Genomic DNA, 13,506 nt, shown 5'->3' on the forward strand with positions numbered 1-13,506 from the left:
TTGCCACACCTCCTAAGGCTTACTGTTGAGGGGCTCGTCCCTCTGAATTAATGATTCCGTCAGTCACCGCTTTGCTCCGGCGCTGATCCTTATCATCCAAGATTCGGTTAGCCAGACCCGTCATGACGATGTACTTGTCGAGGGGCCACGTTCGGACCTCTTCGACTGACTTGGCGACACCGGCCATGACCGGGACGTAATCCTGGTAGAGCTTGTCGACGTCCACATCTCGGAGCTTGTTGTTGAACTCACCTTCGCCGCTAAAGTAGCGGCTGTCGACGGTATTACAGGCATTCTCCAAGAAACGTGTAGGCTTCGCCAAAAACGGCACTGTACCCATCACGGTCCATGACCTCATTGAAGTAAACCAGGGCCTTGGCCAGTGCCTCGATACCACCGCCGTTGTCGGTCCAGAACTTCATGTCAATTGGTTTCTTAGGATCGTCGACTTGGCGGAAGACTTCCTTACTCAAGCTCTGCAGCGTGTCCAGGGTCTCGTCGGCCCCGTTGACCCCGCGGATGTCGTTCGAGTAGTTGATAGCAGCCCGGTAGCCAGGGAACTTGATCAGAACGTGTGGCTTCTTGCCGTGCTTGCCTTCCAGTTCAACTTCCTTGGTCTTGTCCTCATCACTAACGGCCTTGTCCAGGTCATCAAAGGAATAGCGTGGATTTACGATGACGTATTGGTTGATTTGGGCAGCCAATTCACCAATATCTTGCTCGTTGTTGCCGATGTTGCGGAGAGCCCGAATCTTGAGTGCACGGCCATAGCCAGGGTCACGGAAGGTGACCTTTTTGCTCTTACTTGGTTCGCCGTTGTCGCCGAATGGGCCGTACTTGATCACCTTGTGTTCATCAGAAGCTCCGAAGTTGCTCAAATCAGTTTTTGGTTTTGCCATATCAGCCATAATTAATCTCCATCCTTTCAAAATGGGTATGTAAAAAGCAGGCCCTGAGAGCCTGCTGTGTGAGTTCTTCTATTGTGCTAGGCGTTTACACGTTCCCGAAGGAATCGTCGTACTGAACGGCCAGAATGGTCCAATCCCGGCTTGTAATCCCGTTGGAGACAGACCCGTCAGAAACCTTCTGGATGATGCAGACACTGGACTTAACAACTTCGCCGTTGTTATCGTTTTGAACCTTGACCCCGAACGTTGGGATAACGTCGGAGCTGTGGTTCATTTGCCGGTAATAGCAGGCGTAGATGTCGTCGTGAGCGGGCGCCCCGTCGTTCAAGTGGAAGACGAATTGTCCCAGCTTGGAGTGGTTTATCAAACCGAGTGGCAACCCCTTGAAGTCAGAGGCGACTTCTGCATCGTTATCGGTCTTGGACCAGTTGACGGCTTCACCGGACTGGAACCCGTTTTCTTCCTTGGCCACAGAATCGACGATCAGATAGATGTGGATGAAGCGAGAATCCTTCATGACGAAGTACGTGCCATCGTCAAGATTAATGCGTTGTACAGCCATCTAATTCACCTCCTTACAGGGTGATGGCGTTCTTGATGTAGACCTTCTCGAATGGGTTAGGCAGCCCCTGTTCGATGCTGATGGACTTGTACTTCCGTTCCATGATCTCGAACTGGCTGACCTGTGCCCGGGTCTTGGCGGTCGCGTTGAAGTCAATCTTCCCGTCGACCGTCGTCCCGATAGTCCCAATCTTGAAGAGGTCCTCGGCAGCCGAATCAATGGTGGTCAGCAGTTCATTGATGTTGTCGTCAGTGAACTCAGCGAACTTCTTGCCGTTCAGCCACTTCTGTGCCTTGAACTGCAGGTAATCCGTGTTGTACTGAGCGTTGAAGGAGTTGTCGATGTAGTCTCCGTTGAGTTCTTGGGAGCCGCTCAGCATGTTGTCACCAGCCTTATCGACAACGGTCAGACCGTTGAGTGCGTCGATTTCGTCCCGTTCGGATTGAATCCAATCGTCCGGCGTGAATTGGGTCAGGTCCTTGCCACCGATTCGCATCCAGTCAATCAAGATGTTCAGAGAAGCGAAGGCACAGGCTTGAGCCGCCACCTTGTTCTCGTGGTTCTTTTCGATGACGACCCGGAAGTGTCCTAAGTGGTCCTTGGTGTTCTGGTTGGCTACTGCGTAGTCATGCCAGTTCCGCAGGTCGTCCATGTTGTCGACGGTGTGGACCAGGAAGCCACGTTGGTTGCTGTAGAGCACCTCGGCAGCGGCCTTGATTTCGTCATCCGTCAGGCCGACAGGGATAAACCACTTGGCCCCGTCGTAGATGTGGTCTTCAAGCCACTTTTGAACGCCCGGCACCATTGCGGAAATCGTTGCACCATCCTTGGTTGGGGTAACGATTTGGTCATCTAAGCTGACAACCGGAGCATTTGGCACAACCCCCAGTTGGACTGGGCCTTGGAAGCCGTCAACGTCAAACATGGCTTGGACCAATGCATATTCTTCGGTGTTTTCGTCAAAGCCGAAGTCGGCCATTTGGTCCGGGTCATAGCAGAGTTGACTGGATTCGGTCGTGTCAGTGCCGTGGATCAGCAGTGCAATTGGAGCAGAATCAGCTCCCAAGCTAGGATTCTTGATGATCGTGTTTACGATCACGTCAGAAGGTTGCTTGATAATCTTTGTGATTGCCATTTGCTATGATTCCTCCTTTTTTATCGTGTAATTTGGTTCGACAGCCGCAATCTCACCGGATTGCGTGTTGTCGTGATAATTGCTGTTGACCATGAGCCGGACATTGGTTCCGACTTGGTTCTCAATTGAAATGGTCCAGTCCTCATCAAGTGGCTCGGGGTCACTGACTGAGATGACTGAGATACCCTTCTGGGCCAGGTCAAGTTGCGGTTGCATCGAGTTCAAGATATTTTGCATCCACTCGATTCGGTCATTGGCCTCTAAAGGGTCGGCGGCGTGAATCTTGACCTGAATAGTCTTCGTGTAGAATTCACCATTGACTTGCTTCCAAAGAATCCGTTGATGTGGCACTGAAATGTGCCAACTAAAAAAAGGCAACTGACGTTTTTCATCAGCTACCTTTTCATAGACCCAAGGGATCTTCTCCCCCGGCTTCATTGGATACTTTGTCAGCACTGCCACCAGTGCTTCCATCACCATTCGGTTCATTCTCGTCGCCCCCATTTCGTTGAAGCGTGTAGTAGGTCAGTCGGCTGTGAGTCAGTGGTGCCGAACTAGTGACCGTGTACGTTTCACCCGTGTTATCCCGAGTGACTAGCGTTCCCTTGCGATACCCCGCGGTGCGTGAGGACCAAACAAGGATGCTGACCTCCATCTCACCACCAGAACCCTGCTGATAGGTGATTGCGGGGTTCGAAGTGGTCGTGATAGGCTCCACGACCTTGACCGGCGTGCCATACTCCTGGTCGCCAAGGCCCAATGGGTCATCAGACTTGCCAAGGTAAGGCTGGATGGTCAGTGGCTCCTTCATCCGGTCGAACATGAAGTGAAACGTGTTTTGCTTTTGAAAATTAGGCATTACTTGCCCGTGTCAGCGCTCACGTTCGCACCGTCTTCGGTTGGCGTAGATTGAACGTTAGTCGGTGCAGGTTCAGTAGCCTTCAAAACGGTCCACCCAGGAACGTCCACCTTGCTAGAGGTGTTCTCCTTGGATTCGGAGTCTTGAGTGGCCACTTGATAGTCGCCGGTGGCCACCACAGTGCCTGCTTCTAAGCCGGTGATTGCGACGCCGGTTGGGTCACCAACAACAGTGGGGTCAGTTTCGCCCTTCTTGTAAATTGCTAATTGTGCTGCCAAATTTAAAACTTCCTTTCGTGGGTCCAAGTGATGGACCCGATTAATTTTCCTGTGTCCTGTAGCGGATCATCGAAGCCTTTGCGGTCAACGGTGAGTGACGCATTGTGTGGCGTGTGCAGGTCACGAATCGTCTTCTTAATATCGTTCGAAATACGGCGACCGAGCTGGTTTCTCAAGGCCTCGCTGGACAGCTTTCCGTCCATGACCTTGAGCGCACCTTCGGCCATGAGGTGGCTCCACTCGACATGATTACGTCCGTAGGCAATGCCCAAAAACCGCCGTGGCGGTATTCGGACACTCTCTTTGAGTACGAACATAATGACCATGCCGTAGGGGGCCGACTTGTCAGCGACCGCTAGGACGTGATTGTGGGCGCCCTTGGGACGAAACAGGCCGGGTATCTCACTTGGTTTCCGCCCCTTGGCTGCGGCCGTGGGAATGGTCAAGAATGATTTCTTGGCACGAATCACCATGCCGTGCTCGTTGACCCGGGCGACCATTTGGAGAAAGCTGTCGTCCAGTGGGACACCCACAAGTAGATTGAGTTCGTTGAGGGACTTCCCGGCCGCAATCCAGTCAGGGATTCGATTGATGTCAGTCATCTAATCGCCTCAATCCCGACTGAACGCCCGGCCGCGGTGCCGACTGCGCCCAAATTGGTCGACCAGGGCTTGGTACCGCACCATGTACGGGTCATTGCCCTTGGACCAGTCGAACATTGTCTGAGATTCACCTAAATGGCTGGCAGACTGAACGCCACCGTTAGCCACCAAAGTGTCCACGTAGAGCTCGCTGAGCACTAGTAGGCGGTTGGCCTCTTCTTGCTTCACTGGCTTGATGTGGTCGTCCTGCACCGTCACCCATGAATCATCGATGAGCTGCTGCAGGTACTCGTCATCGTCCAGGTCGGATGCCAGTGGATACTTTTTGAGCCGGTCGAGCGTCGTCTTGTTGTCAGCCATTTAGATCACTCCTTACTTGCTGGAAGTCGAGCCGGACGTGGTACTCGTGGAAGCGGCCGCAGCCTTCTTCTTAGGCAAGAAGTCGGTCGAAATCTTGGACTTGTAAGCCACTACCTTGATGTTCCGTGGGTCAACGTCCTTGACGACTTCCCAAGTGTCTGGGCTGGCCAGTTCGGCCATAGTGACCGTTTGACCAGCAGAGTGGAAGCTAGGTACCACAGACGTCCCCAGAACATGCATTGTCTCGACACGCCGATTGATGACGTTGGTACGACCACCATTCTTGCGAGCTTCCCGTTCAACTTCGGTAGAGTTGCCAGGGTTGGCCACAGAATAGCCAACGGAACCATTGCCAAAGATGTAGCTGGTGGCAATGCCATCGTCGGTCAGTGGTAAGTCGTCATCGACCACGATTTGCATGCCGTTGTACGCCCCAAACGGGCCGACTGCGGAGTTCGGTTCAGCTGTGTCAATCATCTGTTGTGCCTTCATTTCGCTGTAGGCGCTGGAGTTGACGGCAATCTTGCTAAACGTCTGGTCTTGCAAGTCGCCTAACAGCCCAATGGTCGCTAGGAACCCGCGAGGGCCAAATTGCTTGGCTGAATCGTCAAACATTTTTGCGGTTGCGATATCAGTGTTTGCGAAGACCCCAGCTAGCATTTGGACCAGCATCTTTTGCTCGGCACGGGCCCAGAAGTCGCTAAAGTCTGCTGCGATGACGTTGGCAGGATTGGACACTGAGAATTGTTGCGCGATGTCAGTGTACCCGAACGCCTTTACGAGCCGCATCCGCATGGCCCGTTGCTTGCCAGTCGTGATGTTGCTGACTTCGATGTCGTTCAAGTCGGTCCATGGGTCTGGATCACCGTCTAAATCGTTTGTGAAAGGCAACGTCATGTAGTCTTCACTAGAATCCAGCAAGTGCGCGCCAAATTGTGGGTCAGGGGTCAGAATCCCAGACGCCAGAAATCGGTTAGTCTTGGTGGACTTATTGATGACGTTCTGGCCAAAAAGCGGAGATTGAAGCATGCCAGCCAGTTGCGTGAAAGTGTCTGCCAATTTGAATCACTCCTTTTCTATTTCATAAATTGTTTTGCGAGTTCGGGATTCTTTTGCTGAATCGCAAATTGGTCGGTGAAGCTCATGGCGTCCCAATCCTTTTGAGTGACGGTCGTGTTAGGCGTTTGATTGCCTGCAGCGGGTGTTTGGTCCCCTTGCATGCGTTTCAACGTCTCTTCGTGAACGGCATCGTTAAACGTCTTCTCGAACGCATCGACGTTGGCCACCATCTTGTCGCGGTCTTGGTCGGCCACGTAATCGGCGAAGGTGTCAGGGAGTTTACGGTTGGCCAGTTCCTGCTGTGCGTAGAAGTGGGCCTGTTCCCGGTGGAACTTGTCCCGTTCCTGCTGGTCCCGTTCGGCTTGTGCCTTGCGATCAGCTTCGGCCTTCTCGTCGGCGGACATCTTGGCCCGCTTCTCGCCCTCAGCAATCGTGTCAGCGATGATTTGCTTGAACTCGTCTGAGTCCTTGAACTGGTTGATCGCGTCTTGACGAATCCGGCGTTGGTCCTTGGCGGTCACCTTGTGGGGTTCATCGTCTCCGGGTTTGTTGTCGGGGTTCTGGTCAACCGGCTTTTTGTCATCATCCGGTTGGTGGTCATCTTGCTGGCCGCCGGTGTTGTCGTCTGGGGCGTCGTAGAACTTTCCTTGCAGAATGCGATTTAACATAATGAATTCCTCCTTGAATGCTTGTTAGAGTGGCATAACTCATCAGCTGTTCTTTAGGGCCCGCAACCGAAAAAAGGGCATTAAAAAAGCACCCTAGATGGGTGCTGGTTCGTCGTCTTTGATGTATTCTCGCTTCTTGCAGCGGTCGTTCGGGTGAATCGGTAGAGTTGGGCAGTCGTTGATTGGATACGGACCGTGGTTGATCATCTTCTTGCAATCGTCACACGCATCGGGTTCCCCAACAATCACCACTTGCTTAACATGGCGGTTGGTAAGAGCGTCCATGGTGGCCTTATCGACCACCCGTGCAGATTCTGTCCGAACAAGCCGGTCAACCATCCACATTTCGGTCTCACCAGCCGCTTGTAGGCCACCCGGAACCATACCGGGCGCCCCAAATTGCAGTAGCTTGTTGAGCTGGTCCTGCTGCAGACCGCCACTCAGCGAATTCCGCACCACTTTTTGGACGTCAGCGACCATGTTATCCGAGTGAACCCACAGGCGGTCGGACCAATCGGAGCCATCAACCGCATGGCCGATAGCTGGTGTGATTTGAACGCCCTGAGTGCGCGGTAGTGTCCATGCAAGGTGCTTGGACGCAATGACCTGCTGGTACTTTTGCTCGGCGCTGTAGTCGTTGGCGAGGTGCTGGCGGCTAATGTGTTGGACCTTGTTGGTGGTCACCGCGATGGTCGCTCCGATAAGTGCAGCCACTGCATCCGCATGATCACCACCGGCAATTTGGTACTTGTACAGCTTTTTTCGCTTCTTCAACTCGTCACTGATAGGTGCTTCACCCGACAGCAGGTCAATGGCGTGCAAAAATTGATCGAGATCCCAGTGAGTGATTCGTTGACGCACCAGGTCGGCCGTCAATCCTTTGCTAGAAGCGTACCGTGCGTAGAAGGCTCTCAAGTTGTCGCCAATGAGTTTTAGCGTCTTCACGTAGAAGTTATCGGTCTGGCCCTTAAACCTTTTGTCCGAGTTTATCAGCTGGCTGATTCTTTGCTTCTCCTGGGCGTCCGTCACTGTCGTCTTGACCATCGTCTACACTCCCGTCTCCAAGTTGGCTTCCACCAGGACGACCAAACTGGTTGGCTTTGTCCTGATCAGACCCACCAACTTTATTCATGTAGTCCAGGCCTTCTTGCTTCTCCTGGGCCTTCTGGTCTTTCATGAGTTTCTCTTCGCCATCAGGCTTGACCCCAGTGGCGGACTCAATCATTGACCAGAAAGTCTTATTAGAAAGCTGACCTGACCCAAGCAATGCAACCGCATTAGTGATGACCTCGTTGTCGTTCTTCGGCAAGTTAGGCGTGTAACTAGGGTTGACGTGCTCAGCTTCATCAGTCGAGCTGATAAGCGACGTCTTGGCCCAGTAGGTGGCCAGCAATCGAATGCGGCGCTTAATCCCCCGCGTGTAAAGAGATTGTTGTGTCGCACGTTCCTGGTCGGACCCCCACAGCTTGTAGGACATGGCCACACCCGATGCGTTCGCCGCAAAGTTCTGGTCCGTGACGTCCGGTGTGTTGGTGTCCTTATGGATGTCAGCTAACAGGCGGTCGTTGTACGTCTGCCACCCTTTCGCATTGAGTTCCTTGGTCAGATAGCTGGCAGTAGTTGGGATTACAGTCGTCCCGCCGTTGGGATTGTCGATCACGGTTGCTTTGACGAAGAGCACCCGCTTCTTGGGGTCGATGCTGTCGGCCTTGTAGATTGGGTGCCCCTCGTCATCCGTGACCTGCTCACCGTCAGCATCAGTCAGTGGAACCGCGTTGTCGATGTCGTCTTCATCGTCCACGTCACCACTGATCACCAAGATGGCATTGTTGAAGTCCTCTTGTGAGTTGGCCATTTCGGACACCGAGCGGTCGTAGGCGTCAATCTCGTCTAGCTTAGGTTCCCAGGCGCCTAGCCGCTCGTCATTGAGCCGGTACTCGGTAATCGGGACCGTACCAAAGAAGTGCGGCGACTGACCCGTCAGCGTGTACTCACCATTCGGTGAATCGGAGCTGGTGTAGTAGTAGGTCATCGAATCCGTGTAGACCTCGACGTAGTAGGTGGTAGTCTCCATGAACTTCACCATGTAGTAGCGAACCGCAAACAGCGAATTCAGGTCAATCGTCGTGTCGTAGACCACGAAGCAGTGGGCCGGGTCGATTGCCCGGAGTGCTAAGTCGTTGCTGTCCTGCTTGACGTACGTCAGCTCGTAAGCCCGACCAGTGTTGTTGAGGTTCTTGCCCATCACCTTTTCGTGATAAGGCTCGTCAACCGCGTCATTGAAGGCCGCGATGGCATTCACGATGTCGTCCCCTGAATCATCAGGCTTGTGGGGGTCGCTGTATGCAAACTTCAACGGGTTCCCGAACTGGTACCCTACCTTCTGGTCCGTGATATACCGCGGTAGGCCGGACGTTATTCGATTGTCGGCCCGGTCGGGGGCCTTGTCGCTATGCCAAAAATGGATATCGTTGTCAGCCTGGTAATAGCGCTCCAGAGTCAGTAGACGTGGCAGCTGGTTTCGATAGTGGTCACCAACGAACCATGCCAGAAGCGGCTTGATAGCGTCTGGATTGGCCTTGATGGCGTTCCAAGTGTCAGCTGGCATTTGGTACTCCTGATTGGCATCGAAGCCGAACCGGGAACCACCGTGGAGCATCGACTTGCTGTTGCGGTCAGGCCACGGGAGTGACATGCCGTGTGCTTGTGGGTCATTCGTCTCCGCCATATCCGTCAACTCCCTTCGCTTCTTCATTATCATGTCCTGGCAAGGCGTCATGTAGCATGTGGTCTTCGACCGAAACCGGAGCGTTGGCCCCATCGATGATTGACCGATATACCTGCTCTCGTGCCTCGGCCCGTTTTTCTTCCAAATCAATATTTGCGGATAAGATACGCTTAACACCTTCAGCCACCAGAATTGTCGTGGCACTGTCGGGGTAATTGTGAGAGACTTCGTTCTGCTTGATGGCGGCCAATAATTCCTTGTCGGTCATAGAACTAATGGCCACACCGTTCATTTCAAAAATAGGTAGATCCATTAAATCAACCCCAGCTTTGCTTTAAGTGTGCCGTCCGGTCCCGTCTTGATGAGCTCGTCGATGGTGCGCGGACCGTTCTTAGTGCCAAACTCAATCTTGCCGATGTCACGGTTAGGATGCGTGGTGACCAGCATTTGCCACACCTTGTCGGCCTTATTACCGGTCAGTTTCAGCACAAAAGCCTCGCCGATTTCACGATCGACGATGGTAATCTGGCCACCATCGCGACCTAACGCATATCGGTCCAGTGCGCTGGCGACCCTCGCACTAACGTGGCCCATTTTCTTAGTCATACTAGATAAGTCCTTTCTTATGGAGAATCGTAGCTTGCTTGTGGCGGCTAGGCCGTTTGCTTAGATGAACCTTGTTCTGAACAGACTCAGCAACACCCGTCAAAGCATCAGGAGCATCATCGTGTTCGTTCTTCCCCTCACGTTGATACCGTGTTAGGAAGTCGTACAGGTCTGGCCAACGGTTGCGCCAGTTGCCTGGGAAGTAGATATGTTCCATGACCCAGGTCGAGTTCGACAGGATCCGGGCGACTTTGTTCTGGTTGTTGTGGAACCACTGAACTTTTGTAACGTTGCTGTGGTACTCCTCGTGCAGTCTCCGCTCAACTTGACGGGCGAATCCACGCCCACCGTTGTTGGATTCGATGGTGGCCGCGTTCACTTTGTTGTCGAATAACGATTGTGCAACTGCCGGTTCCGTCGTTTCCATTGGATCTTGCGAGAAAACAACGTCCAAAATATAGGCCTCGTCGTTGTAAACGCCATAAACGTAGTGAGCTAACCAGTCCGATCCTTCATCGGCCGTATCGGTGTACGAAAAAATCCCCCGAAATAGCGGGTTCCCCTGCTTGTCTCGTGGGATTTCATCGTAAGTTTTGAAATGCTTGTACAGCCGGCCCTCTTGGTCGATTGGTTTTTGCTGGTAGTTGGCCGCCGCAATTTCGGGTGACTGAGTCTTAAATGTTCGCTCGTACTGGGCGCGGGACAGGATATCCTCACAGAGCATGGTTCCATCGTCCTGGAGAGCTTTCATGCTGATGTGTTTGACCTTATACCCCAATCCAGGTAATTCGGCTAGGGCACGTCCTGCGAGGTCCTGCGACGACCACCGCGTCATGATGATGATGATCTTCCCGCCGGATTCCAGCCGTGACAGCATGGTGTTTACGAACCACGACCATTGCTCGTCCAACCTAACCTCGTTAAAGGCCTCTTGGGCGTTTTTAATCAGGTCATCGATAATCATGACATCGGCCCCGAACCCCGTTGCGGTCCCAGTAGGCGAGGTGGCCAAATAGTTGTTATACCCACCCTTAAGCGACCACAGGTTCATGGCCCCGTCACCTTGTTTGATGCTAACCCCGGGGAACACGTCCGAAAACACCGGAATATCCGGATCAGCCTTAACCTCCTGGATAGAGTTCCGAACGCCCTTAGAGAACGTCGTAGACAAGGTCTCGTTATAGGAACCGGTCATCACTTTAATTGATGGGTCCTTACCCAATAACCACTGGACGAACAGTCCCGCTGTACGCGACTTGCCGTGGCGCGGCGGTTCATTAATGACCAGAACGTCATCGTCAGACACTACAAATTTCTGTAAGGCATCGCATAATTCAACCAGGTACCCTCGGCTTCGCTTATAGAAGCTTGGGGCAATCAGGCGAGCGTAAGAAAAGAAATGGCGCCGAGCCAATTCAACCCGTGCACCTTGGCGAATCAGTTCCTTATCCATCGTCATCATCAGCTAGCTTAGCTAACTGCTCTTCCGATAGATTCTTGTAAGGGTCACTAACCTGCACGCCTACCCCGCCCGACAGCTCAGTCTCCTTGCGGTCACGCCATTCGTCCGGCTTGCGATTCTTCAACCAGAAGATAGCAGCCGTTGTGTCTGGCGGAATCTGCTTAACAACTGTTCTTTCCGTAGTCCCGCCGACATCCTCAACGGTGGTCGTCTCGACAGTCTCGTATCCCTTTGCGCGCTTCAACAAGGCCGACTCAACTTCTCGATCAACGACTTCCTTTCCCTTTTTTAGGGCGTCAGAAATGTCAGGATGACTTTTCTTCCAGTCGTACAATGTGGGACGTCGGATACCGATATTATTGGCAATTTGCTCATCGGTTAGGCCGTCGCGGGCCCAGCCTTCGAGTTTGGTCAAGCCCTCATGGGTCAACCAATCTTGATACTTGCCTTTCCCCATGAGTGCTCACCTCCTAGTCCATAAATACACAGGCCACCGTAAACTGGCCCATTGGGAACCCCTTACCGTACACAATGTTCGGACCGTACTTGATATATCCTGAATGGCTCTCGTACAAGTTTCCGGTGTTATCATCCTTGATAACCAAGTGAATTGGTTTCTCTTGCCGGACTACGCTCTTTAGCAACTCATCCGATGGTGTGCCCAGCGGGACCATAATCTGAACCAACTTGTCTACGTAGTTTGACCCAGAGTCAACGACTCTAACAGCCACGTCACTACTGAGGCCGTTTAGTTCTTCATCATTGATCAAAACATGGAAATACTTTGAGTCAAAAATACTAATGAATGTGCCATCACTTAAATTAACTCTTTGTGAGCCCATAGTTATTCCTCCCAAGGAAGCTTGCAGTCAACAGTTTCCCAATCATGAGCATTCCTGTCGTCTTTGCTCAATAAGGATGCCGCATCCTGTATCATCGGTTCCGCAAGATCTTGTTGAAAGTTTATCTTCATCGCCATAGCGGCGGGATGATTATAAGCCCCATCCACAAAATCGCCAGGGTTCCGAAATAACAGCTTGTCAAACCAGTCGCGGCGCCGAATCTTTTTTCCATGAAGTAGTACCGACGTAATGGCGTCCTCAAAGCTCATGTTCTGTGTGGCTGAGCGGCTATCGTTTTCTTGAACCTCTTCACTCAAAACATCTTTCAACCGCGTCAACGCATCGATGGTTCCATCTAGTAAAGTGACGGCTCCTTCGTCGGTTGCCGGAACGCGATTCATGCTGTCGGCGTAATCCTTGGTAATCTTTGCCAGGCCGGCCGCCTTGCGGCCACGGTGATTCAGATACTTGCGATCAACGCTGAGCAACTCTTCGTCTTTAATCATGATTAGTCCACCCGTTCTGCGTTGTAGGATTTGTTTTCAAACTTTTTGTAGGCGTCGAAGTAAATCTTGCTCTTGTCGCCGTCTAAAGTGACTTCGTAGTACATACCGTCGCTGACCGTCGTGCTCAGCAGTGCCTTGGCGTTTTGTAGCGTCTTAGCCAGCCATACCACGTAAACGTCTTTTGGAAAGATGCGTGGGTCCGACAACGGATTGTCAGTGAAGTCCGTCTTATCCATGTGAGCGTTCGTGTAATCGGCCACCAGCTGCTTTGCTTTTGCAATGAACTCTTGATTAGTCATGATCAATAGCCTCCTGTGCTTGCTTACGGTCGCCCCACTTCATTGCACTTTCGTAGTAAACCTTGCCGTCAATGTCGACGAAACGTGCCTCTTCATCGCTATAGCTCTCGGTGTAGATGCAGTCCTTGTTGGTAATCATGCCATCGCTGAGTCCCGCTTCTGGCTTAACCGGAATGTACGCAATCAATTCCCCGTTGGGCTCGCTAACCGTGAAATACTTCGGTAGGTCGTCCCACAGCTTGGCCTTTTCCTTGTCGCTTAGCTTCTTCATGCTTGATTCGCTCCTTCCAGCGTTTGTCGTGCTTAAGGTCGTGTTCCAGCTTCCCCAGGCACTGATTTTCAACGGCGCTGACACAGCCAAATTTGTTGTTGATCATTCTGGCCATGCCGGCCACCCCCTATTTATGTGCTTCTTCGATGCGATGCTGGGCAACGTCAAAGTAGTGTTGGTCCATTTCCATTCCAACGAAGTCCCGGCCTGTCTCCACGCAAGAAACACCCGTGCTACCGGAACCCATGCAGTTATCCAGCACCAGGTCACCGGGGTTCGTGTAGGTCTTAATGAGATAACTCAATAGTTTTACCGGTTTTTGTGTCGGATGGTCCGTTTTCTCTTTTGAATTATTGGCGAC

The 13,506-nt window shown here is 52.4% G+C and carries 21 protein-coding genes; all 21 read right to left on the reverse strand.

Annotation, left to right across the window (positions count from 1 at the left end; translation table 11 throughout):
* Nucleotides 1-19 precede the first annotated feature (19 nt).
* Nucleotides 20-301, reverse strand: a complete 282-nt coding sequence (locus FD37_RS01385; protein WP_056962925.1) for a hypothetical protein — start codon at nt 299-301, stop codon at nt 20-22.
* A complete protein-coding gene (locus FD37_RS01390; protein WP_056962928.1) occupies nt 285-908 on the reverse strand; it encodes a hypothetical protein in 624 nt (207 codons plus the stop codon). Before FD37_RS01390 ends, FD37_RS01385 begins: the two co-directional genes overlap by 17 nt.
* A gap of 85 nt (nt 909-993) precedes the next feature.
* The gene (locus tag FD37_RS01395) at nt 994-1,470 is read right to left on the reverse strand and encodes a hypothetical protein (protein WP_056962930.1); all 477 of its coding nucleotides are present in this window, start codon (nt 1,468-1,470) and stop codon (nt 994-996) included.
* A gap of 13 nt (nt 1,471-1,483) precedes the next feature.
* Nucleotides 1,484-2,605, reverse strand: a complete 1,122-nt coding sequence (locus FD37_RS01400; protein WP_056962932.1) for a hypothetical protein — start codon at nt 2,603-2,605, stop codon at nt 1,484-1,486.
* Nucleotides 2,606-2,608: 3 nt separating this feature from the next.
* On the reverse strand, nt 2,609-3,094 hold the full coding sequence (locus FD37_RS01405) for a phage neck terminator protein (RefSeq protein WP_056962934.1): 486 nt from the start codon (nt 3,092-3,094) through the stop codon (nt 2,609-2,611).
* A 369-nt stretch (nt 3,095-3,463) separates the two neighbouring features.
* Nucleotides 3,464-3,742: a hypothetical protein gene (locus FD37_RS01410; protein ID WP_056962936.1), complete on the reverse strand. Its 279-nt coding sequence runs from the start codon at nt 3,740-3,742 to the stop codon at nt 3,464-3,466.
* A gap of 2 nt (nt 3,743-3,744) precedes the next feature.
* Complete coding sequence (locus FD37_RS01415) at nt 3,745-4,344, reverse strand: hypothetical protein (protein ID WP_056962938.1); 600 nt, start codon at nt 4,342-4,344, stop codon at nt 3,745-3,747.
* Between the two features lie 9 nt (nt 4,345-4,353).
* Nucleotides 4,354-4,704, reverse strand: a complete 351-nt coding sequence (locus FD37_RS01420; RefSeq protein WP_056962940.1) for a hypothetical protein — start codon at nt 4,702-4,704, stop codon at nt 4,354-4,356.
* 12 nt (nt 4,705-4,716) lie between these two features.
* Complete coding sequence (locus FD37_RS01425) at nt 4,717-5,763, reverse strand: hypothetical protein (RefSeq protein WP_056962942.1); 1,047 nt, start codon at nt 5,761-5,763, stop codon at nt 4,717-4,719.
* Nucleotides 5,764-5,780: 17 nt separating this feature from the next.
* A complete protein-coding gene (locus tag FD37_RS01430) occupies nt 5,781-6,431 on the reverse strand; it encodes a DUF4355 domain-containing protein (protein WP_056962944.1) in 651 nt (216 codons plus the stop codon).
* 93 nt (nt 6,432-6,524) lie between these two features.
* Complete coding sequence (locus tag FD37_RS01435; RefSeq protein ID WP_056962946.1) at nt 6,525-7,475, reverse strand: hypothetical protein; 951 nt, start codon at nt 7,473-7,475, stop codon at nt 6,525-6,527.
* On the reverse strand, nt 7,399-9,159 hold the full coding sequence (locus FD37_RS01440; protein WP_056962948.1) for a phage portal protein: 1,761 nt from the start codon (nt 9,157-9,159) through the stop codon (nt 7,399-7,401). The genes FD37_RS01435 and FD37_RS01440 overlap by 77 nt, the downstream gene beginning before the upstream one ends.
* The gene (locus FD37_RS12890; RefSeq protein WP_056962950.1) at nt 9,143-9,472 is read right to left on the reverse strand and encodes a hypothetical protein; all 330 of its coding nucleotides are present in this window, start codon (nt 9,470-9,472) and stop codon (nt 9,143-9,145) included. Before FD37_RS12890 ends, FD37_RS01440 begins: the two co-directional genes overlap by 17 nt.
* Entirely contained in the window at nt 9,472-9,765 is a 294-nt protein-coding gene (locus FD37_RS01450) for a hypothetical protein (protein WP_056962952.1), read from the reverse strand. Before FD37_RS01450 ends, FD37_RS12890 begins: the two co-directional genes overlap by 1 nt.
* A 1-nt stretch (nt 9,766) precedes the next feature.
* The gene (gene terL, locus FD37_RS01455; protein ID WP_056962969.1) at nt 9,767-11,218 is read right to left on the reverse strand and encodes a phage terminase large subunit; all 1,452 of its coding nucleotides are present in this window, start codon (nt 11,216-11,218) and stop codon (nt 9,767-9,769) included.
* Nucleotides 11,211-11,684: a hypothetical protein gene (locus FD37_RS01460; protein WP_056962954.1), complete on the reverse strand. Its 474-nt coding sequence runs from the start codon at nt 11,682-11,684 to the stop codon at nt 11,211-11,213. The genes terL and FD37_RS01460 overlap by 8 nt, the downstream gene beginning before the upstream one ends.
* Before the next feature lie 13 nt (nt 11,685-11,697).
* Nucleotides 11,698-12,069, reverse strand: a complete 372-nt coding sequence (locus FD37_RS01465; protein WP_056962956.1) for a hypothetical protein — start codon at nt 12,067-12,069, stop codon at nt 11,698-11,700.
* A gap of 2 nt (nt 12,070-12,071) precedes the next feature.
* Nucleotides 12,072-12,575, reverse strand: a complete 504-nt coding sequence (locus FD37_RS01470) for a hypothetical protein (protein WP_056962958.1) — start codon at nt 12,573-12,575, stop codon at nt 12,072-12,074.
* A gap of 2 nt (nt 12,576-12,577) precedes the next feature.
* A complete protein-coding gene (locus FD37_RS01475; protein WP_056962960.1) occupies nt 12,578-12,874 on the reverse strand; it encodes a DUF6275 family protein in 297 nt (98 codons plus the stop codon).
* The gene (locus tag FD37_RS01480) at nt 12,867-13,145 is read right to left on the reverse strand and encodes a hypothetical protein (RefSeq protein ID WP_056962962.1); all 279 of its coding nucleotides are present in this window, start codon (nt 13,143-13,145) and stop codon (nt 12,867-12,869) included. The genes FD37_RS01475 and FD37_RS01480 overlap by 8 nt, the downstream gene beginning before the upstream one ends.
* A gap of 127 nt (nt 13,146-13,272) precedes the next feature.
* Nucleotides 13,273-13,506 (reverse strand): DNA-methyltransferase (locus FD37_RS12520; protein WP_162256100.1); only part of this gene is annotated, 234 nt, incomplete at its 5' end.

This window comes from Levilactobacillus spicheri DSM 15429 (assembly GCF_001435095.1).
GTDB classification, from domain to species: domain Bacteria; phylum Bacillota; class Bacilli; order Lactobacillales; family Lactobacillaceae; genus Levilactobacillus; species Levilactobacillus spicheri.